This window comes from Streptococcus mitis, assembly GCF_023110375.1.
GTDB classification, from domain to species: Bacteria; Bacillota; Bacilli; order Lactobacillales; family Streptococcaceae; genus Streptococcus; species Streptococcus mitis_CI.
In genome coordinates this window covers 83659-101414 of sequence record NZ_JALDVV010000001.1, presented here as the reverse complement: position 1 = coordinate 101414, position 17756 = coordinate 83659, and the positions used below count along the sequence as shown (strand labels likewise).

Sequence of the window (17756 nt, the reverse complement as noted above, 5' to 3'; positions counted from 1 at the left end):
TCTTATTGATGAACAGCTTGGGCTGCTGTGATAAGGGTCAACTTGTAAACATCATCTGCATTACATCCACGAGAAAGGTCGTTAACTGGCTTGTTCAAACCTTGCAAAACAGGTCCAACAGCCGCAAAACCGCCAAGACGTTCTGCCATCTTGTAGCCGATATTTCCTGCCTCGATACCTGGGAAGATGAAAACATTTGCTTGACCAGCTACTGTACTTCCCGGAGCTTTCAGAGCAGCAGTTTCTGGAACAAAGGCCGCATCAAATTGCAACTCACCATCGATTTCAAGGTCAGGGCGCAAGTCGTGGGCAATTTTAGTTGCTTCAACAACCTTATCAACGCTTTCTCCAAATCCTGAACCTTTAGTAGAATAGCTTAGCATAGCAATTTTAGGTTCGATGCCAAACATCTTAGCTGTAATTGCTGAGTTGATGGCAATTTCAGCCAAAGCTTCTGCATCAGGATTGATATTGATAGCACAGTCTCCAAATAGGTAACGTTCCGTACCACGAACCATGAGGAAGGCACCTGAAGTACGAGTTACATTTGGACGAGTTTTGATGATTTGAAGGGCTGGGCGAACTGTTGAAGCTGTTGAGTGAATCGCTCCTGACACCATTCCATCAACCAAGCCCAAGTAAACCAACATAACACCAAAATAGTTGACATCTTCAACCAAAACCTTGCGTGCATCTTCTTCAGACATTTTGCCCTTGCGACGTTCTACCAAGGCAGCAACCATTTCTTCAAATTTATCGTAGTGTTGAGGGTCGATGACTTCATAACCGTCCTCAATACCTTCGATTTCAAGATAGATTTTAATTTTTTCAGGATTTCCAAGCAAAACAGGAATCACTTCTGTTTCTTTTACCAGGCGTTTAGTCGCTTGAAGAATACGAGGCTCTTCCCCTTCAGGGAGAACGATACGAGCATTTTTACCAACCAAGTTGGCTTTGAGACTTTCAAAAACTTCCATGAGTTTTCTCCTTTAAGATAATAATTATACTCTGAATCAGTTTTTATAGAGTATTAGTTGATAACTGGGTAATAAGGTTGCTAAAATCATTCGGCAAGGGACTTTCTAACTGCAAGTCTTGCTCTAAAAATGGATGATAAAAAGATAGGTAATGGCAATGCAGGGCTTGGCGCTGAATTCCATCGTCTAGACTACCACCGTACAAATCATCTCCCAACAAAGGAAAACCAATATGAGAAAAATGGACTCGGATTTGGTGGGTTCGCCCAGTGTGCAGGCGAATGTCTACCAAATGAATATTCCCATAAGATGCTACAATCTTGTAAGAAGTATGAGCATACTTTCCACCTTTAGCCACCCGTCTAGTGATAATAGAGTCTTCATCACGCGCAATCGGAGCAATAATTTCTCCCTCTTGCTCCAAGTGTCCATCACCTTTAACCAAAGCAAAGTAGCGTTTTTCAATGGACTTCTTCTGCAACTGCTTGTCTAATCGTGCGTGGGCATAGCCGTGCTTAGCAAAGAGCATCAAGCCAGAAGTATCTCTATCAAGCCTAGTCACAATGTGAACCTGCTGATTCTCATAGTCTTGCTTGACGTAGTAACCCTTGATAAAATTAGCGATGGTATTGGAGTGATTAACACTAGGAATAGAAGCCACTCCATAGGGTTTATTCAAGACTAGAAAATGGTCATCCTCATAGAGAATATCCAGTGGGCGCTCGATAGCTTCTAGAGTTTCAAAGCCTTCCTCAGCGGGAATATCAATGACAACTCGGTCTCCAATGTCCAATAGATACGTCGCATTTTGTGGTTGATCATTGACCAGGATAGCTCCGCCTCGAAACTTAATCTTAGCCAGGAGCCCCTTAGAAACCTCGTGCTTTTTTAAGAAGGTCTTAACCTTGACATGCTCATCTGCGATAAATTCAAACCTCATTCGTCCACCTCTCCGATAAAAGCATCCTTAACTCGGTTCCAGAAACTGGTATGGCTCGGTGATGCGACAAAGTGAATCTTATGATGGTCGATTTGATACTCAATTCGTTCAATATTGCGGAAGGAATAAACGCTATTGTCAACCGAAATAGTATGGTAATCGTTTCTCGTCGGGATAAGTTCAATCTTATCCTTCTTTGGAACAATAATGGACGAACCCAGCGTTCGATAGACACGATTGTTAAGGCTGGCAATTTCCGTTAATTGCAAAGCTTCAATGGTTGGGTGTAAAACAGCTCCACCGAGCGACTTGTTATAGGCTGTACTACCAGTCGGTGTCGAAACTGTTAGCCCATCTCCACGAAAACGTTCAAAGTGGACACCGTTAATCACAACATCCGCCACCATGGTTCGATCAGACCTGCGGATGCTGGCTTCATTTAATGCTCTGAAAATCTTCACTTCACCATTTTCAAGAAAGACCTTCACATTTAGAACAGGGTAAGAGACTCTTGCTCCGGTATCTAGCTGCAAATTAGTCACTAGCTTATCCAACTCAAAATCACGGTAGTCCGTATAGAAGCCCAAATGTCCAGTGTGAACACCAATGAAGCGGACCTTGTCAAGCTGGTTTTCGTACTTATGAAAGGCCGACAAGAGCATACCATCCCCACCGATGGAAATAACGATATCTGGATTGGTATCATTGAGTATAAACTGATTTCTCTTCAAACGATCTCGCAATTCATACAAAACCCTTTGACTCTGCGGTTTTCTATTAGCTATCAGGTCAATTATTTTACCTGTATTCTTCATCTGTATCGTCACTGTTTCCTACACCATCATTTAATTTTCTACTCAAAGGATCAAAAAGTGCCTGGGCTTCCTGGATATCATCTCGAATTTTACCCATTTCTTCATCCAACTGATGAGCAATCTTGGCTGTAATTTCCAGTCGCTTCTTTATCTCCTCTGGGAAATCCCCTTGGTACTTGTAGTTGAGAGAATGTTCTATCGTTGCCCAGAAATTCATGGCCAAGGTACGTATTTGAATTTCCGCCAAAATGGTTTTAGCACCATTGATAGTGTCAACCGTATATTCTACTACCACATGATAGGAACGATAGCCTGATGCTTTTCGATGAGTAATGTAATCTCGCTCCTGTATGATCCGCATATCCTGACGCTTGCGCAAAATCTCCACTACTTCCTTGACGTCATCTACAAACTGAACCATCACACGCAAACCAGCAATATCTTGCAAATCGTGCTCTAAGGTCGCATAAGTAATGCCACGCCGAGCCATTTTTTCCCTGATGCTCTCAATTGGCTTGACTCGGCCAGTCACAAACTCAATCGGAGAATGCCTATTTTGCTTACGATATTGCTTCCGAATACCACGTAGTTTAATCTTTAACTCACCAACAGCTTGAATGTAAGGATCTAGAAATTCTTCCCATTCTAAGGTCATATATTCTCCCTTGTTCTCATATTATCCTTCAAAAATATCTTTGATTTTTTCTCCAGATTCATATACAATAAATACAATGCTTATTATACCATAAATCCGCTTTCAACGATAAAGAAAAGGTAAGAAAAATGAAACATTTAGAAATTGAATTGAAAACACTCTTGAAAAAAGATGAATACAATCGTCTAAAAGTCCAGTTCACAGGTGTCACACCTGTTCTTCAAAAAAATTACTACATCGACACGCCTGATTTTGAACTACGAGAAAAGAAAGTCGCTATGCGCATTCGAACCTTTAAAGACTGGGCCGAATTGACACTCAAAGTCCCGCAAAGTGTTGGAAATATGGAATACAACCAAAAATTGCACTTAAAAGATGCTGAAGATTATCTGGCTAAGGAAGAACTTCCTCAGGGGCTGGTGCTGGATGAATTGGCTAAACATGGTATTCAAAGTAAAAAATGGCAAGTCCTTGGTTGTCTAACAACGCTTCGCTATGAAATGCAAACAGCTATTGGTCTCATGGCGCTGGATGAAAGTCAGTACTTTGATATTACAGATTACGAATTAGAGCTTGAAGTTGAAAATCACGAGCAAGGGAAGCAAGATTTCCAGCAATTTTTAGAGGAAAATCAGATTGCTTATCAAAAAGCTCCCTCAAAATTGGTTCGATTTGTCAAAAGCATGAAAAATAGCTGAAATAATCTCTATTTTTTGGTAAAATAGAAAAGATAAAATACAAAATCCCAGTTCGTATAGGCTAGGCAGATATGACTAGGATTTAAAAAGTTTACAGAGGACGGTCTATAATGTCAGATAGAAAAAACATGAAACTTTTCGCACTCAACTCTAACCAAGAGATTGCACAGAAAATTGCTCAAGCTGTTGGTGTCCCACTTGGAAAACTATCATCACGTCAATTTTCAGACGGAGAAATCCAAGTAAATATCGAAGAAAGTGTCCGTGGTTATGATGTGTACATCATCCAATCAACAAGTTTCCCTGTTAACAACCACCTAATGGAATTGCTTATCATGGTCGACGCTTGTGTGCGCGCAAGTGCCCACAGCATCAACGTTGTCCTTCCATATTTTGGCTATGCACGTCAAGACCGCATTGCTTCACCACGTGAGCCACTTACAGCGAAACTAGTTGCCAATATGCTGGTTAAGGCTGGTGTTGATCGTATCCTTACGCTTGATTTACATGCCGTTCAAGTTCAAGGATTCTTTGATATTCCTGTTGACAACCTTTTCACAGTTCCTCTATTTGCAAAACATTACTGCGATAAGGGCCTACTTGGCTCAGATGTTGTTGTTGTTAGCCCTAAAAATTCAGGGGTAAAACGTGCCCGTAGTTTGGCTGAATATCTTGATGCTCCTATCGCCATTATTGACTACCCTCAAGATGATGCAACTCGCAACGAAGGATATATTATCGGTGATGTTGAAGGTAAGAAAGCTATCTTGATTGACGATATTTTAAATACAGGACGTACCTTCTCTGAAGCTGCTAAAATCGTTGAACGTGAAGGGGCTACAGAAATTTATGCTGTTTCTAGCCACGGTCTCTTCGTCGAAGGAGCTGCTGAACTTCTTGATAATACTAATATTAAAGAAATTCTTGTGACTGATTCAGTAGCAACAAAAGAAAAAACTCCTAAAAACGTATGCTACATCACTGCTAGTGAGTTAATTGGTGATGCCATCGTCCGTATCCACGAAAGAAAACCAGTCAGCCCACTCTTTGCCTACAACAAAAAGAAATAAGGTGATTCTTTGATTTATTTGGACAATGCTGCCACGACTCCCATGTCAGTAGTTGCTATTTCAGCTATGACCGAGGTTATGCAAGAAACCTATGGAAATCCTTCTAGTATTCATGCTCATGGTCGTCAAGCTGGTAAACTCTTGCGAGAAGCCCGTCAGGAACTAGCTCAGTTACTGGGGACAAAACCTCAACATATCTTTTTCACTTCTGGTGGGACAGAAGGCAACAATACTGCTATCATTGGCTACTGCCTTCGTCACCAAGAGCAAGGAAAACATATCATCACAACTGCTATTGAGCACCATGCTGTCCTTGAAACAATTGATTACTTGGTTCAACACTTTGGTTTTGAAGTAACCATTATCCAGCCAGAAAATCAAGAAATCACCGCCCAGCAAATTCAAAAGGCTTTACGTGACGATACGATTTTGGTTTCTACCATGTTTGCCAATAATGAAACTGGAAACCTACTGCCTATTGCTGAAATTGGCCAAATACTCAAGCAACATCCAGCCGCCTATCATGTCGATGCAGTTCAGGCTATTGGTAAAATCCCTACACACCCAGAAGAATTGGGCATTGATTTTCTCACCGCTTCTGCCCATAAATTCCATGGTCCTAAGGGAATCGGTTTTCTCTACGCTTCTAGCATGGACTTTGATTCCTATCTCCATGGTGGAGACCAAGAACAGAAAAAACGTGCAGGAACTGAAAATTTAGCTGCCATCGTAGGCATGGTTGCAGCCCTAAAAGAAGACTTAGAAAAGCAAGAAGACAATTTTCAACATGTACAAAATCTAGAAACTGCCTTTCTGGCAGAGCTAGAGGGAATTCAGTATTACCTGAATAGAGGGCAACATCATCTCCCTTATGTTCTCAATATTGGATTTCCTGGCCAGAAAAATGACCTCTTACTCCTTCGTCTAGATTTGGCTGGCATTTCAATCTCTACTGGCTCAGCCTGCACTGCAGGCATTGTACAATCCAGCCATGTTCTTGAAGCCATGTACGGGGCAAATTCAGAACGCTTGAAGGAATCCGTTCGTATCAGTCTGTCGCCACAAAATACTGTTGAAGACCTACATACCCTCGCAAAAACATTAAAAGAAATTATCGGAGGTTAGCCATATGGCATTTGAAAAAACCATTCAGTTAAAAAATTGTCGTTACGACTACACTCTTAGCCCTTCTGTTAAAAAATTCACCCTTAAGGACAATACCTTTTTTGAGACTAAGGTTGGTAACTATGAATTGACTCGCCTTTTGGAAAAAGTTCCGAACAGCGGTGAGGGATTCCAACTCAAAATCATCATTAACAAGGAACTTACAGGAGCTAAAATCAATATCACTGACAAGTTTGGGCTACGTCTAGTTGATATTTTCAAATCAGAAGACCACCACATTCATCAGGAAAAATTCTACTTCCTCATGGATAGTTTGGTAGAACGTGGTGTCTTTACAAAATCGGAAAGATAGAGCCAAAATGTTTGAACTGACCTATAAGGACAGCTATCATGTAGAGCGCACTCTCAAGTATGAGGATTACGAAGCTCTCATGCTGGCTCTGTCAGGATGTGTGACCCTACCAGATACACTTTATGTGACTTCTCTGACTTTTAAGGGTCAGAAAGTTTACCAAGGACTGGTCGGAGACCTCTACCGTTTTCTATCACATGCAGATTTTTTACATCAAAACTAAGATTTTTCTTAGTTTTTTCTTGTTTTTGTTGATTTTTTCACAATGTTTCTATAAAATAGAAGAATAGAAAGGTTGTGATTTTGTGAAAGATAAACAGTCTGCTATTCCAAAAGCTACAGCGAAAAGACTCTCTCTCTACTATCGAATTTTTAAGAGATTTCATGCAGAAAAGATTGAACGTGCCAACTCTAAGCAAATTGCAGAGGCTATCGGTATTGACTCAGCGACCGTACGTCGTGATTTTTCCTATTTTGGTGAACTAGGTCGTCGTGGTTTTGGCTATGATGTTAAAAAACTGATGACGTTTTTTGCCGATTTGCTCAATGATAACTCCATCACCAACGTAATGCTGGTTGGTATTGGAAATATGGGCCATGCTCTTCTCCACTACCGCTTCCACGAACGTAACAAGATGAAGATTATCATGGCCTTTGACCTTGATGACCATCCTGAAGTCGGTACCCAAACTCCTGACGGAATTCCCATTTACGGGATTTCTCAAATCAAGGATAAAATCAAGGATGCTGATGTCAAAACTGCTATCCTGACCGTTCCCAGCGTCAAATCACAAGAGGTTGCTAATCTCTTGGTGGATGCTGGCGTGAAAGGAATTCTCAGTTTTTCACCAGTCCATCTGCATTTACCAAAAGACGTGGTCGTTCAGTATGTCGATTTGACAAGTGAACTCCAAACCCTCCTCTATTTCATGCGAAAAGAGGATTAGAAAGCGAAAATCATTTTATGAAAAAACCAGTTATAGGGATTACAGGAAACGAAAAAACTCATCCAGATGATAACATCATGATGAGCTACGCAGCAAAAGGCTTTGTTGAAGGCGTTAAAGACGCTGGAGGGATTCCCATCATCCTACCGATTGGTGATCAAGAAATGGCCTGCCACTATATCAGTATGATTGACAAGCTCATCTTGACAGGTGGGCAAAATGTTAATCCAAAATTCTATGGTGAACCAAAAACCATCGATAGCGATGACTACCACCTTCAAAGGGATATCTTTGAACTGGCCCTCATCAAGGAAGCTATTAAACAGAAAAAGCCAATTTTTTCTGTCTGCCGTGGAACTCAACTCTTTAACGTTGCCATGGGTGGAACTTTGTACCAAGATATCGAAGACCATTGGCAGGATTGTTCTGCTGAGTACACAACTCAACGCTTGGTGACAGAACCTGATACTGTTCTTCGAGAAATCTATGGAGAAATCTCCCATATCAACTCCTTCCACCATCAGAGCATTAAGGATTTAGCACCAAATTTAAAGATTGCGGCTCATGATCCTAAAGATGGTATTATAGAAGCTGTTATGAGTACGGATGATGTCGCCTTTCTCGGTGTCCAATGGCATCCAGAGTTTCTATTTGAAAATCGTCCCAAAGATAAAAACCTCTTTGACTATGTCGTTAATGAACTTTAGATTAAATCCGTCTTTTCACGATAACTAAAGTAATTAGAATGAGAGACAATCAAATGGTCCAAGAGGACAATCCCTATCAGGTCACAGGCTTCTTTTACAAGTTTAGTGACATGATCATCATTTCGGCTAGGCGCTACCGCTCCTGAAGGATGATTATGAACTAAGATAAGAGAAGTCGCCATATGCTTGATAGCATAGTGAAGAATCTCACGTGGTTCAGCAATGCTACGAGTAGCTGAGCCGATAAAAATGGTCTGTTGATGGATGATTTGATTTTGAGTATTGAGATAGAGCGCCACCAGGTGCTCTTGTTTTTTATCCCCCAATTCCTGCTGCATCTTCTTGGCCAACTTTTGGCTACTGAGAATACTTTCCATCTCAATAGTCTCATGTTTATGAATACGATGCCCCAGTTCAATCATAGCTTGTAATTCTATGGCCTTAACACGACCGATACCAGACAGACTCTGCAATTCCTGCAAGGTCATTTTTTTTAAATCCGTTAGGCTTGAAAGGTTGTTCAAAACTTTCTGGGCAATTTCAAAAACGCTAGCTTGACGTGTTCCTGTCCTGAGTAAAATAGCTAGCAACTCTTGATTACTGAGCGCTTCAACTCCTTCTTTTGCCAGCCTTTCTCTTGGCAACAGTGAATCCTCTTGGAATGAAATACTATACATAAAAATCCTCCTCACTTTATTATTCGTGAGAAGGATGGAAAATTAGATTTTTTTCTCAATTGGGGCTACACTAGCTAAAAGTTTTTTCAAACCTACTTCTGGGAAATTGATTTTTAATTCCTGCGTAGCACCGCTACCTGAAACTTCCAGAACAGTTCCCTCTCCCCATTTCTTGTGGAGAGCAATGTCACCAATGGACCAATTTGCCTCGCTAGACGCTGATTTTGTGCCAGCTGTAAATTGACCAAATGGGAGACCGCTTGACTGGATAGTTTTTGGGGCCGCACTGCGTTTACGATCTTGAAGAGCTTGCGCAAGACTCATACCTTGACCGAAGGCAACCCCACCACTGCTATAAGATGCCTTAAAGCTTGTATTGGCTGGACGGGCCAATCCTTGATACTCAAGCAAGTCCGAACTAATTTCATTGATAAAACGTGTTGGACGATTATAACTGGTACGACCAAAAAGCAGACGAGAATTTGCATTGGTCAGATAGAGAATCTTTTCTGCACGTGTGATACCTACATAGGCCAAACGGCGTTCTTCTTCCAGTTCATCTGGATCTTCAGCTGCACGGCTAAGCGGAAAGACGTTTTCCTCCATCCCAATGATAAAGACAACTGGGAACTCGAGTCCCTTAGCAGCGTGCAAGGTCATCAAGGTCACTTCAGATGTCTCCTGACTACCTGAATCTGTGTCCGCAATCAAGGCTAGGTCATTTAAGAAACGACTGAGTTTATCCAAGCCTGTTTCTTCTTCCTGACTATCAGGGTTGTCATCAAAGTTTTTGGTAACAGAAAGGAATTCCTCGATATTTTCAACCCGCGCCTTGCTTTCTAAGGTCGCTTGGCCATTAAGAATATCGATATAACCTGTTTTTTCTAGAACAGCCTCAACCAACTCTGTAATGGTTAATTGGTCCAGTTGTTCCCACAAACCCAGAATCATATTGGCAAAATCCCAGATAGACTGGGCTGCTTTTCCTTTGATGCCAGACAGCATGATATTGGCTGAAGCGTCTAGCATAGACATCTCTTGCATATTCGCAAAGTCACGAATTTTCTCAACGGTTCCTGGCCCAATTCCGCGTTTAGGCTCGTTGATAATACGCTCAAAACTGATATTGTCACTCAGATTAGCAATAAGATTCAGATAAGCAATAATATCACGGATTTCCTTACGGCTGTAGAACTTGGTCCCTCCAACCATAGTATAAGGAATGTTGGACTTGAGCAGGGCTTCCTCAATAGTACGAGATTGCGCATTGGTTCGATAAAGAACTGCAAAATCCTTGTGGAGGAAGTTTTGAGTGCGACCAAGTTCATCGATGGTTTTTGCTACAAAAACAGCCTCATCTTGTTCGTCGTTGGCTCTGTAGTAGACGATTTGCTCCCCATCAACATTCTGGGTCCAGAGATTCTTAGGACGGCGGTTTTTATTGTTTTTAATGACCTCGTTGGCCGCTTGGAGAATGGTTTTAGTTGAGCGGTAATTCTCCTCCAACAAAACAACCTTGGCTTGGGGATAATCTTTCTCAAAATCCAAGATATTCTGCATATCAGCCCCACGCCAACCGTAGATAGACTGGTCTGCATCACCGACCACGCAGATATTTTTAAAGCGTGAAGCCAAAAGTTTGACCAATTGGTACTGGGCATGGTTGGTATCTTGATACTCATCAACATGGATGTACTGGAACTTCTGCTGATAGTAAGTCAAGACGTCAGGATTTTGATCAAAGAGACGCAAGGTGAGCATAATCAAATCATCAAAGTCAACGGACTCAGACTGACGAAGCTCCTTCTGATAGGCTGTATAACACTGAGCTACGATTTGCGTATACATATCACCAGCTTGAGCAGCATATGCGACATCATCAATCAGGTCATTCTTAGCATTGGAAATGGTTCCCAAAATAGTTCGTTCATTCCATTTTTTAGGATCCAAGTTCAACTGCTTGAGAATACGTTTCATGAGAGTTCGTTGTTCACCAGGATCGACAATAGTAAAATTACGGTTGTAGCCAATATGGTCCGCATCACGACGTAGGATACGAACACACATGGAGTGAAAGGTCGCAATCAGACAGTCCTGAGTAGCTGGATTAAGCCCATAGGCACGCTCCTTCATCTCACGCGCTGCCTTATTGGTAAAGGTAATAGCTAAGATATTCCAAGGATTGACCATCTTTTCATCAATCAAATAAGCAATACGATGGGTCAAAACTCGGGTCTTCCCAGAACCAGCCCCCGCCATGATCAACAAGGGCCCTTCTGTCGTTTGCACCGCCTCAGCCTGACGGTCATTCATTCCATTTAATAATGCGTTCATCTTCTCTTCCTTACTCTTGAAGTCAATATTTCTATTATATCAGAATTCAGGGAAAATATCTTTACCTAGACTGGTTACGTGTAGAAGGCAACTTCTTATATCTAGATAAAAAATGAGCTTGGATAGTATTTCCAAACTCATTTTTTACTCAATGAAAATCGAAGTGCAAACTAGGAAGCTAGTCGCAGGTTGCTCAAAGCACTGCTTTGAGGTTGTAGACAAGACTGACGAAGTCAGTCACATATATAATCCAAGGTGAAGCTGACGTGGTTTGAATTTGATTTTCGAAGAGTATAAAGTCCATTGCAATATACTAGAACAAGCCTAATACTGTTCCATCGCTTTCAACATCCATGTTGAGAGCTGCTGGACATTTTGGTAGGCCTGGCATGGTCATGACATCGCCAGTTAAGGCAACGATGAAGCCTGCACCTAATTTTGGCACCAATTCGCGAATGGTAATTTCAAAGTTTTCAGGTGCTCCAAGTGCATTTGGATTGTCTGAGAAGCTATACTGGGTCTTAGCCATACAGATTGGCAATTTGTCCCAACCGTTTTGAACGATTTGAGCGATTTGTGTTTGAGCTTTCTTCTCAAAGTTCACTTTGCTACCACGGTAGATTTCAGTAACAATCTTTTCAATCTTTTCTTGGACGGAAAGGTCATTGTCATACAAACGTTTATAGTTAGCTGGGTTTTCAGCGATGGTTTTGACAACTGTTTCGGCAAGTGCTACTCCACCTTCTGCACCATCAGCCCAGACACTAGCCAATTCAACTGGTACATCGATTGAGTCACAAAGTTCTTTCAAGGCTGCAATTTCAGCTTCTGTATCAGATACAAATTCGTTAATCGCAACAACTGCTGGAATACCGAACTTACGGATGTTCTCAACGTGGCGTTTCAAGTTAGCAAAACCGGCACGAACCGCCTCCACATTTTCCTCTGTCAAAGCGTCTTTAGCCACACCACCATTCATCTTAAGGGCACGAAGGGTTGCGACAATAACTACTGCATCTGGAGATGTTGGCAAGTTTGGTGTCTTAATATCAAGGAATTTCTCGGCACCAAGGTCTGCACCAAAACCAGCTTCAGTAACTGTATAATCAGCCAAGTGAAGAGCTGTTGTAGTTGCCAAGACAGAATTACATCCATGAGCGATATTGGCAAATGGACCACCGTGCACAAAGGCAGGTGTTCCGTAAATTGTCTGAACCAGGTTCGGCTTAATCGCATCCTTCAAAATCAAAGCCAAGGCACCTTCAACCTGCAAATCACCTACAGAAACAGGAGTACGGTCGTAGCGATAGCCGATAACAATATTAGCCAAACGGCGTTTCAAGTCCTCAATGTCCGTTGCCAAGCAAAGAATGGCCATGATTTCGGAAGCAACGGTAATATCAAAGCCATCCTCGCGTGGAATACCATTTAGAGGGCCACCAAGTCCAACAGTCACATGGCGAAGAGCACGATCATTCAAGTCCACAACACGTTTCCAAAGAATACGACGTTGGTCGATTCCCAGCTCATTTCCTTGGTGTAAGTGGTTGTCAATCAAGGCAGAAAGAGCATTGTTGGCAGTTGTAATGGCATGCATATCCCCGGTAAAGTGGAGATTAATATCTTCCATTGGCAGCACTTGGGCGTAACCACCACCAGCAGCACCACCCTTAATTCCCATTACTGGACCAAGTGACGGTTCGCGAATGGCAATCATCGTTTTCTTGCCAATCTTATTCAAGGCATCCGCCAGACCAATAGTAATAGTTGATTTCCCTTCACCTGCAGGTGTTGGGTTGATAGCAGTAACTAAAATCAATTTCCCAACTGGATTGCTCTCAACTGCACGAATTTTATCAAAACTAAGCTTAGCCTTGTACTTTCCATACAACTCCAAATCGTCGTAAGAAATACCAAGTTTCTCTACAACATCAACGATTGGCTTTAACTCAATACTCTGTGCGATTTCAATATCTGTTTTCATTCAAAACTCCTATAACCTCTTTTATGATAATTCATTATAACACAAAACAAGATTTTTAACATCCTTAAACTCTCAAAACGTTCGTAAATATCCCTATTTTTAAGCTTTTTAGAGTTCTTTCTTAAATTTTATATGGCTTTATAGTTTGAAACTATATTCTTTCCTTTTACCAAATTTTGATCACTTTCATTTTACTTACCGTTTATTTTTGTGTACAATAGTGCTATGAAAATTTTAGTTACATCGGGCGGTACCAGTGAAGCTATCGATAGCGTCCGCTCTATCACTAACCATTCTACAGGACGCTTGGGGAAAATCATCACAAAAACCTTGCTTGCTGCAGGGCATGAAGTTTGTTTAATTACGACAAAACGAGCTCTGAAGCCAGAAGCCCATCCCAACCTAAGCATTCAAGAAATTAACAATACAAACGACCTTCTCCTTGAAATGAAAGAACGTGTCAAGGACTATCAGGTCTTGATTCACTCAATGGCTGTGTCTGATTACACTCCTGTTTATATGACAGGGCTTGAGGAGGTTCAGGCTAGCTCTAATTTGGAAGAATTTTTAAGCAAGCAAAATCATCAAGCTAAGATTTCTTCGACTGATGAGATTCAGGTTTTATTCCTGAAAAAAACACCAAAAATCATCTCTCTAATCAAGGAATGGAATCCTGCTATTCATCTGATTGGTTTCAAACTGCTGGTTGATGTTACCGAAGATCATCTGGTTGACATTGCCCGAAAAAGTCTTATAAAGAACCAAGCAGACTTGATTATCGCAAATGACCTCACTCAAATCTCAGCAAACCAGCACAGAGCAATCTTTGTTGAAAAAGATCAGCTTCAAACAGTCCAGACTAAAGAAGAAATTGCAGAACTCCTCCTTGAAAAAATTCAAGTCTATCATTCTTAGAAAGGAAAGCTATGGCACATATTCTCTTAGCTGTAACAGGGTCAATCGCCTCTTACAAGTCGGCAGATTTAGTCAGTTCTCTAAAAAAACAAGGTCATCAAGTCACTGTCTTAATGACTCAGGCTGCTACAGAGTTTATCCAACCTTTGACACTACAAGTCTTATCACAGAATCCTGTTCACTTGGATGTCATGAAGGAACCCTATCCTGATCAAGTCAATCATATCGAACTGGGAAAAAAAGCAGATTTATTTATCGTATCCCCTGCTACTGCTAACACTATTGCAAAACTAGCTCACGGATTTGCGGATAACATGGTGACCAGTACGGCTCTAGCCTTGCCAAGTCATATCCCAAAACTCATCGCACCAGCAATGAATACAAAAATGTATGACCATCCGGCAACTCAGGCTAATCTGAAAACATTAGAAAGCTACGGCTATCAGCTGATTGCTCCTAAGGAATCCCTACTAGCTTGTGGCGACCATGGACGAGGAGCTTTAGCCGACCTCACAATTATTTTAGAAAGAATAAAGGAAACTCTCGATGAAAAAACGCTCTAATATTGCACCTATTGCTATCTTTTTTGCAACCATGCTCGTGATACACTTTCTGAGCTCGCTTATCTTTAACCTTTTTCCATTTCCGATCAAACCGACCATCGTTCATATTCCTGTCATTATTGCTAGCATTATTTACGGTCCACGAGTTGGAGTTACACTTGGATTTTTGATGGGGCTACTTAGCTTGACCGTTAACACGATTACGATTCTACCGACAAGCTACCTCTTCTCACCATTCGTCCCAAACGGTAACATTTACTCAGCTATCATTGCCATCGTCCCACGTATTTTGATTGGTTTGACTCCGTATCTAGTTTATAAACTGATGAAAAATAAAACTGGTCTTATTTTAGCTGGTGCCCTTGGTTCACTTACCAATACAGTCTTTGTACTTGGTGGAATTTTCTACCTTTTTGGAAATGTCTTTGATGGTAATATCCAAAAACTCCTAGCAACTGTTATCTCAACAAATTCGATTGCTGAATTAGTTATTTCCGCAGTTCTAACCCTAGCCATTGTTCCAAGACTACAGACTTTGAAAAAATAAAAACAATCTCCACTTTCATACTTGAAGGTGGAGATTTCGCTCTGTATAGTTTTGATTTTTAGTAAAATATCTACAAGTCTTTAACTGAAAAATGACCTATAAACCTAAGTAAATCCTTGCTTTATTGTCTTGTTTGGTGTACTATACTAGTGTATATACAGTTAAAAGGAGATTCTTATGAACACACGGAAAAAGACACAATTTATGACAATGACTGCCCTCTTAACGGCTATTGCAATTTTGATTCCAATTGTTATGCCTTTTAAGATTGTCATTCCACCTGCTTCCTATACTTTAGGAAGCCACATCGCTATTTTTATCGCCATGTTCTTATCGCCCTTGATGGCTGTTTTTGTCATCTTAGCCTCTAGTTTTGGATTTTTGATGGCTGGCTATCCCATGGTGATCGTTTTTCGAGCTTTTTCCCATATCTTTTTTGGGACTTTGGGGGCTCTTTACCTACAAAAATTCCCCGATACCCTAGATAAACCAAAATCTTCCTGGGTTTTCAACTTTGTGTTAGCGCTTGTCCATGCTCTTGCTGAAGTATTAGCTTGTGTCGTTTTTTATGCAACTTCGGGTACCAATGTAGAAAATATGTTTTATGTTCTATTTATACTAGTTGGATTTGGCACAATTATCCATAGTATGGTAGACTATACATTAGCACTAGCTGTCTATAAAGTGCTTCGAAAACGCCGTTAAAAGGAAAAGCTATGACAAAAGATCGCAAACAAGCCCTGCTCCAACTCTTGAAAGAAACTCCTAAAGCCCTCAATGGCCAAAGTTTAGCTGAACATTTTCATGTTACACGCCAGGTCATTGTACAGGACATTGCAATTTTAAGAGCCGATGGCGCTCCTATCCTATCCACCAATCGTGGCTACGTCTATAAGCAAATTGAAACCAACCCTTATGTTCACAAACTTTTCAAGGTGAAACATGAAGTTGAAGAAATCGGTCAAGAACTCCTTGCTATCGTTGATAATGGTGGACGTGTTCAAAATACCTTGATTGACCATCCCGTTTATGGAGAAATCGAAACCTTGCTGAAACTGTCTTGTCGCCGAGACGTGCAACATTTTCTAGAACAAGTCGAGCATTCAGATTTTAGACCTCTGTCTGAATTGACAGATGGCATCCATTACCACCTAGTCGAAGCTGAAACACAGCAAGACCTCCGCTATATCGAGGAGGCCTTGGATCAGCTAGGTTATTTAGTAAAAGACTAGAAGATTTTCTTCTCCCAGCCATCTTCTATACGATGACGGTAGAAAAATTCAGATTTGTCCGGAGCTTCCATCATCTCCATCAAAGGTAGCATATCATAGGCCAGATCCAAGTTTGGAATCTGGTCTTTTTGAATCCAATAGCTCAAATAGTAACAATGATATTTAAAAACCACATTGAATGAAAATTAACAACTACTTGCTTACTAAAAATATATCACCAGTTATGTTGATCAACATTATCCTTAGTCACAAGATAAATTGGAGAAACTGTTTCTTTTTCCAGTTTTTTCCCTTGATAATGATCTATTGCTGATTGAATAGCAATTTCACCCATCTTAGCTGGTTGCTGAGCAATAGTGGCAGTAATATCACCTTTTGCAATAGCATCATGTGCATCTGGTTGACCATCAATACCAACAATTAATACATTGCTAAGACCAGCTGCTTTTACTGCTTGTGCAGCTCCTAACGCCATCTCATCATTCTGTGCAAAGATTGCTTGCACTTCTTTGTTTCCTTGAATCATATTTTGCGCTGTATTCAAAGCTTTTGCGCGGTCAAAATTAGCGGATTGACTAGAAAGAACATCTAAATTTGTCTTTGAAATTTGTTCAAATCCTTTACCTCTATCTACAGTTGCAGAAGCGCCAGGGACTCCTGATAATTCAAAAGTTTTTGCTTTTTCTCCCAATTGCTTGGTAATAAATTCTGCAGCCATTTTACCTGCTTCTACGTTATCAGAAGCAACAGTTGTCAAGACTTCACCTCCATTACTACCGCGGTCAATTAAGATTACCGGAATATTTGCATTATTAGCAGCTTTAATAGATGTAACAATTGCATCAGAATCAACTGGATTAATTAGTAAAGCATCAACATTTTGACTAATAAAATTTTGAATATCATCTGCTTGTCTAGCAGCATCATCTTGTGCATCTGCTATCTTCAAAGTTACTTCTTTTTCTCTTGCGGCTTTTTCAAGACCATCTTTCATAGCTACAAAATAGGGATTGTTAGTAGTCGAAATAGAAACTCCTAATTTTAATTCTTTTGCCGACTTTTGAATCGTAGATTTATTATCATTTGATGAATTTCCTAAACCAGTTTTTCCACAAGCTACTAAAGCAAAAATAAATGTTACAAACAAAGCAAAAATGCTAATTTTTTTAATATTTTTCATGTTATTACTCCTCGTAATATATATCTATAGGGATAGTT

20 protein-coding genes and 1 pseudogene are annotated in these 17756 nt (G+C 40.7%); 12 read left to right on the top strand and 9 right to left on the bottom strand.

Going from position 1 to position 17756, the window contains the following annotated elements:
- Window positions 1-2 precede the first annotated feature (2 nt).
- From pta to yjbM, 4 genes are read right to left on the bottom strand one after another with little or no spacing between them, the layout of a single operon-like run.
- Complete coding sequence (pta, locus tag M1G12_RS00540) at window positions 3-977, bottom strand: phosphate acetyltransferase (RefSeq protein ID WP_000451571.1); 975 nt, start codon at window positions 975-977, stop codon at window positions 3-5.
- Between the two features lie 43 nt (window positions 978-1020).
- Window positions 1021-1917 (bottom strand): RluA family pseudouridine synthase, encoded by an 897-nt coding sequence (locus tag M1G12_RS00535; RefSeq protein WP_084865520.1) that lies wholly within the window; start codon window positions 1915-1917, stop codon window positions 1021-1023.
- Window positions 1914-2732, bottom strand: a complete 819-nt coding sequence (locus M1G12_RS00530) for an NAD kinase (RefSeq protein WP_247949203.1) — start codon at window positions 2730-2732, stop codon at window positions 1914-1916. Before M1G12_RS00530 ends, M1G12_RS00535 begins: the two co-directional genes overlap by 4 nt.
- Window positions 2716-3387: a GTP diphosphokinase gene (gene yjbM, locus M1G12_RS00525; RefSeq protein ID WP_000171692.1), complete on the bottom strand. Its 672-nt coding sequence runs from the start codon at window positions 3385-3387 to the stop codon at window positions 2716-2718. The genes M1G12_RS00530 and yjbM overlap by 17 nt, the downstream gene beginning before the upstream one ends.
- 128 nt (window positions 3388-3515) lie before the next feature.
- Between yjbM and M1G12_RS00520 the strand changes: the two genes are divergently transcribed.
- From M1G12_RS00520 to M1G12_RS00490, 7 genes are all read left to right on the top strand, one after another.
- Window positions 3516-4085: a CYTH domain-containing protein gene (locus M1G12_RS00520; protein WP_247949202.1), complete on the top strand. Its 570-nt coding sequence runs from the start codon at window positions 3516-3518 to the stop codon at window positions 4083-4085.
- Window positions 4086-4195: 110 nt separating this feature from the next.
- A complete protein-coding gene (locus M1G12_RS00515; protein WP_001283818.1) occupies window positions 4196-5155 on the top strand; it encodes a ribose-phosphate diphosphokinase in 960 nt (319 codons plus the stop codon).
- A gap of 9 nt (window positions 5156-5164) precedes the next feature.
- Window positions 5165-6280 (top strand): cysteine desulfurase family protein, encoded by a 1116-nt coding sequence (locus M1G12_RS00510; protein ID WP_084953775.1) that lies wholly within the window; start codon window positions 5165-5167, stop codon window positions 6278-6280.
- 4 nt (window positions 6281-6284) lie between these two features.
- Entirely contained in the window at window positions 6285-6632 is a 348-nt protein-coding gene (locus tag M1G12_RS00505; RefSeq protein WP_000863540.1) for a DUF1831 domain-containing protein, read from the top strand.
- A 7-nt stretch (window positions 6633-6639) separates the two neighbouring features.
- Window positions 6640-6855, top strand: coding sequence for a DUF4649 family protein (locus M1G12_RS00500; protein ID WP_024057589.1), 216 nt, complete (start codon window positions 6640-6642; stop codon window positions 6853-6855).
- An 82-nt stretch (window positions 6856-6937) separates the two neighbouring features.
- Window positions 6938-7579, top strand: a complete 642-nt coding sequence (locus M1G12_RS00495) for a redox-sensing transcriptional repressor Rex (protein WP_000653417.1) — start codon at window positions 6938-6940, stop codon at window positions 7577-7579.
- 17 nt (window positions 7580-7596) lie between these two features.
- On the top strand, window positions 7597-8286 hold the full coding sequence (locus tag M1G12_RS00490; RefSeq protein ID WP_084953771.1) for a gamma-glutamyl-gamma-aminobutyrate hydrolase family protein: 690 nt from the start codon (window positions 7597-7599) through the stop codon (window positions 8284-8286).
- Here M1G12_RS00490 and radC read toward each other — a convergent pair.
- The 3 genes from radC to M1G12_RS00475 form a co-directional block, all read right to left on the bottom strand.
- Window positions 8283-8963, bottom strand: a complete 681-nt coding sequence (gene radC / locus M1G12_RS00485) for a RadC family protein (RefSeq protein ID WP_084953770.1) — start codon at window positions 8961-8963, stop codon at window positions 8283-8285. The genes M1G12_RS00490 and radC overlap by 4 nt on opposite strands.
- A gap of 42 nt (window positions 8964-9005) precedes the next feature.
- Entirely contained in the window at window positions 9006-11297 is a 2292-nt protein-coding gene (pcrA, locus tag M1G12_RS00480; protein ID WP_247949201.1) for a DNA helicase PcrA, read from the bottom strand.
- A gap of 313 nt (window positions 11298-11610) precedes the next feature.
- Window positions 11611-13281 carry a formate--tetrahydrofolate ligase gene (locus M1G12_RS00475; protein ID WP_247949200.1) on the bottom strand — a complete coding sequence of 557 codons (1671 nt, stop codon included), beginning with the start codon at window positions 13279-13281 and terminating at the stop codon, window positions 11611-11613.
- Between the two features lie 225 nt (window positions 13282-13506).
- On the opposite strand from M1G12_RS00475, the gene coaB reads away from it, so the two are divergent.
- The 5 genes from coaB (at window position 13507) to M1G12_RS00450 (ending at window position 16538) form a co-directional block, all read left to right on the top strand.
- Window positions 13507-14196, top strand: a complete 690-nt coding sequence (gene coaB / locus M1G12_RS00470) for a phosphopantothenate--cysteine ligase (protein ID WP_247949199.1) — start codon at window positions 13507-13509, stop codon at window positions 14194-14196.
- Window positions 14197-14207: 11 nt separating this feature from the next.
- A complete protein-coding gene (gene coaC / locus M1G12_RS00465) occupies window positions 14208-14759 on the top strand; it encodes a phosphopantothenoylcysteine decarboxylase (RefSeq protein ID WP_247949198.1) in 552 nt (183 codons plus the stop codon).
- Window positions 14743-15306, top strand: a complete 564-nt coding sequence (locus tag M1G12_RS00460; RefSeq protein ID WP_000747412.1) for an ECF transporter S component — start codon at window positions 14743-14745, stop codon at window positions 15304-15306. Before coaC ends, M1G12_RS00460 begins: the two co-directional genes overlap by 17 nt.
- 177 nt (window positions 15307-15483) lie before the next feature.
- Window positions 15484-16011: an ECF transporter S component gene (locus M1G12_RS00455; protein ID WP_049500798.1), complete on the top strand. Its 528-nt coding sequence runs from the start codon at window positions 15484-15486 to the stop codon at window positions 16009-16011.
- Window positions 16012-16022: 11 nt separating this feature from the next.
- Window positions 16023-16538: a transcription repressor NadR gene (locus M1G12_RS00450; protein WP_020902811.1), complete on the top strand. Its 516-nt coding sequence runs from the start codon at window positions 16023-16025 to the stop codon at window positions 16536-16538.
- Here the strand turns inward: M1G12_RS00450 and M1G12_RS00445 are convergent.
- Window positions 16535-16675: pseudogene (locus M1G12_RS00445) on the bottom strand (8-oxo-dGTP diphosphatase); the annotation flags it as partial. The gene M1G12_RS00450 and the pseudogene M1G12_RS00445 sit on opposite strands and share 4 nt — an antisense overlap.
- Window positions 16676-16752: 77 nt before the next feature.
- Window positions 16753-17718 (bottom strand): substrate-binding domain-containing protein, encoded by a 966-nt coding sequence (locus M1G12_RS00440; RefSeq protein ID WP_000789621.1) that lies wholly within the window; start codon window positions 17716-17718, stop codon window positions 16753-16755.
- Window positions 17719-17756: the final 38 nt, after the last annotated feature.

What these genes read in the sequence shown, in the direction of transcription:
- pta (WP_000451571.1), bottom strand. Translation starts at nt 977, where the DNA reads ATGGAAGTTTTTGAAAGTCTCAAAGCCAACTTGGTTGGTAAAAATGCT.
- M1G12_RS00535 (WP_084865520.1), bottom strand. Translation starts at nt 1,917, where the DNA reads ATGAGGTTTGAATTTATCGCAGATGAGCATGTCAAGGTTAAGACCTTC.
- M1G12_RS00530 (WP_247949203.1), bottom strand. Translation starts at nt 2,732, where the DNA reads ATGAAGAATACAGGTAAAATAATTGACCTGATAGCTAATAGAAAACCG.
- yjbM (WP_000171692.1), bottom strand. Translation starts at nt 3,387, where the DNA reads ATGACCTTAGAATGGGAAGAATTTCTAGATCCTTACATTCAAGCTGTT.
- M1G12_RS00520 (WP_247949202.1), top strand. Translation starts at nt 3,516, where the DNA reads ATGAAACATTTAGAAATTGAATTGAAAACACTCTTGAAAAAAGATGAA.
- M1G12_RS00515 (WP_001283818.1), top strand. Translation starts at nt 4,196, where the DNA reads ATGTCAGATAGAAAAAACATGAAACTTTTCGCACTCAACTCTAACCAA.
- M1G12_RS00505 (WP_000863540.1), top strand. Translation starts at nt 6,285, where the DNA reads ATGGCATTTGAAAAAACCATTCAGTTAAAAAATTGTCGTTACGACTAC.
- M1G12_RS00500 (WP_024057589.1), top strand. Translation starts at nt 6,640, where the DNA reads ATGTTTGAACTGACCTATAAGGACAGCTATCATGTAGAGCGCACTCTC.
- M1G12_RS00490 (WP_084953771.1), top strand. Translation starts at nt 7,597, where the DNA reads ATGAAAAAACCAGTTATAGGGATTACAGGAAACGAAAAAACTCATCCA.
- radC (WP_084953770.1), bottom strand. Translation starts at nt 8,963, where the DNA reads ATGTATAGTATTTCATTCCAAGAGGATTCACTGTTGCCAAGAGAAAGG.
- pcrA (WP_247949201.1), bottom strand. Translation starts at nt 11,297, where the DNA reads ATGAACGCATTATTAAATGGAATGAATGACCGTCAGGCTGAGGCGGTG.
- M1G12_RS00475 (WP_247949200.1), bottom strand. Translation starts at nt 13,281, where the DNA reads ATGAAAACAGATATTGAAATCGCACAGAGTATTGAGTTAAAGCCAATC.
- coaB (WP_247949199.1), top strand. Translation starts at nt 13,507, where the DNA reads ATGAAAATTTTAGTTACATCGGGCGGTACCAGTGAAGCTATCGATAGC.
- coaC (WP_247949198.1), top strand. Translation starts at nt 14,208, where the DNA reads ATGGCACATATTCTCTTAGCTGTAACAGGGTCAATCGCCTCTTACAAG.
- M1G12_RS00460 (WP_000747412.1), top strand. Translation starts at nt 14,743, where the DNA reads ATGAAAAAACGCTCTAATATTGCACCTATTGCTATCTTTTTTGCAACC.
- M1G12_RS00455 (WP_049500798.1), top strand. Translation starts at nt 15,484, where the DNA reads ATGAACACACGGAAAAAGACACAATTTATGACAATGACTGCCCTCTTA.
- M1G12_RS00450 (WP_020902811.1), top strand. Translation starts at nt 16,023, where the DNA reads ATGACAAAAGATCGCAAACAAGCCCTGCTCCAACTCTTGAAAGAAACT.
- M1G12_RS00440 (WP_000789621.1), bottom strand. Translation starts at nt 17,718, where the DNA reads ATGAAAAATATTAAAAAAATTAGCATTTTTGCTTTGTTTGTAACATTT.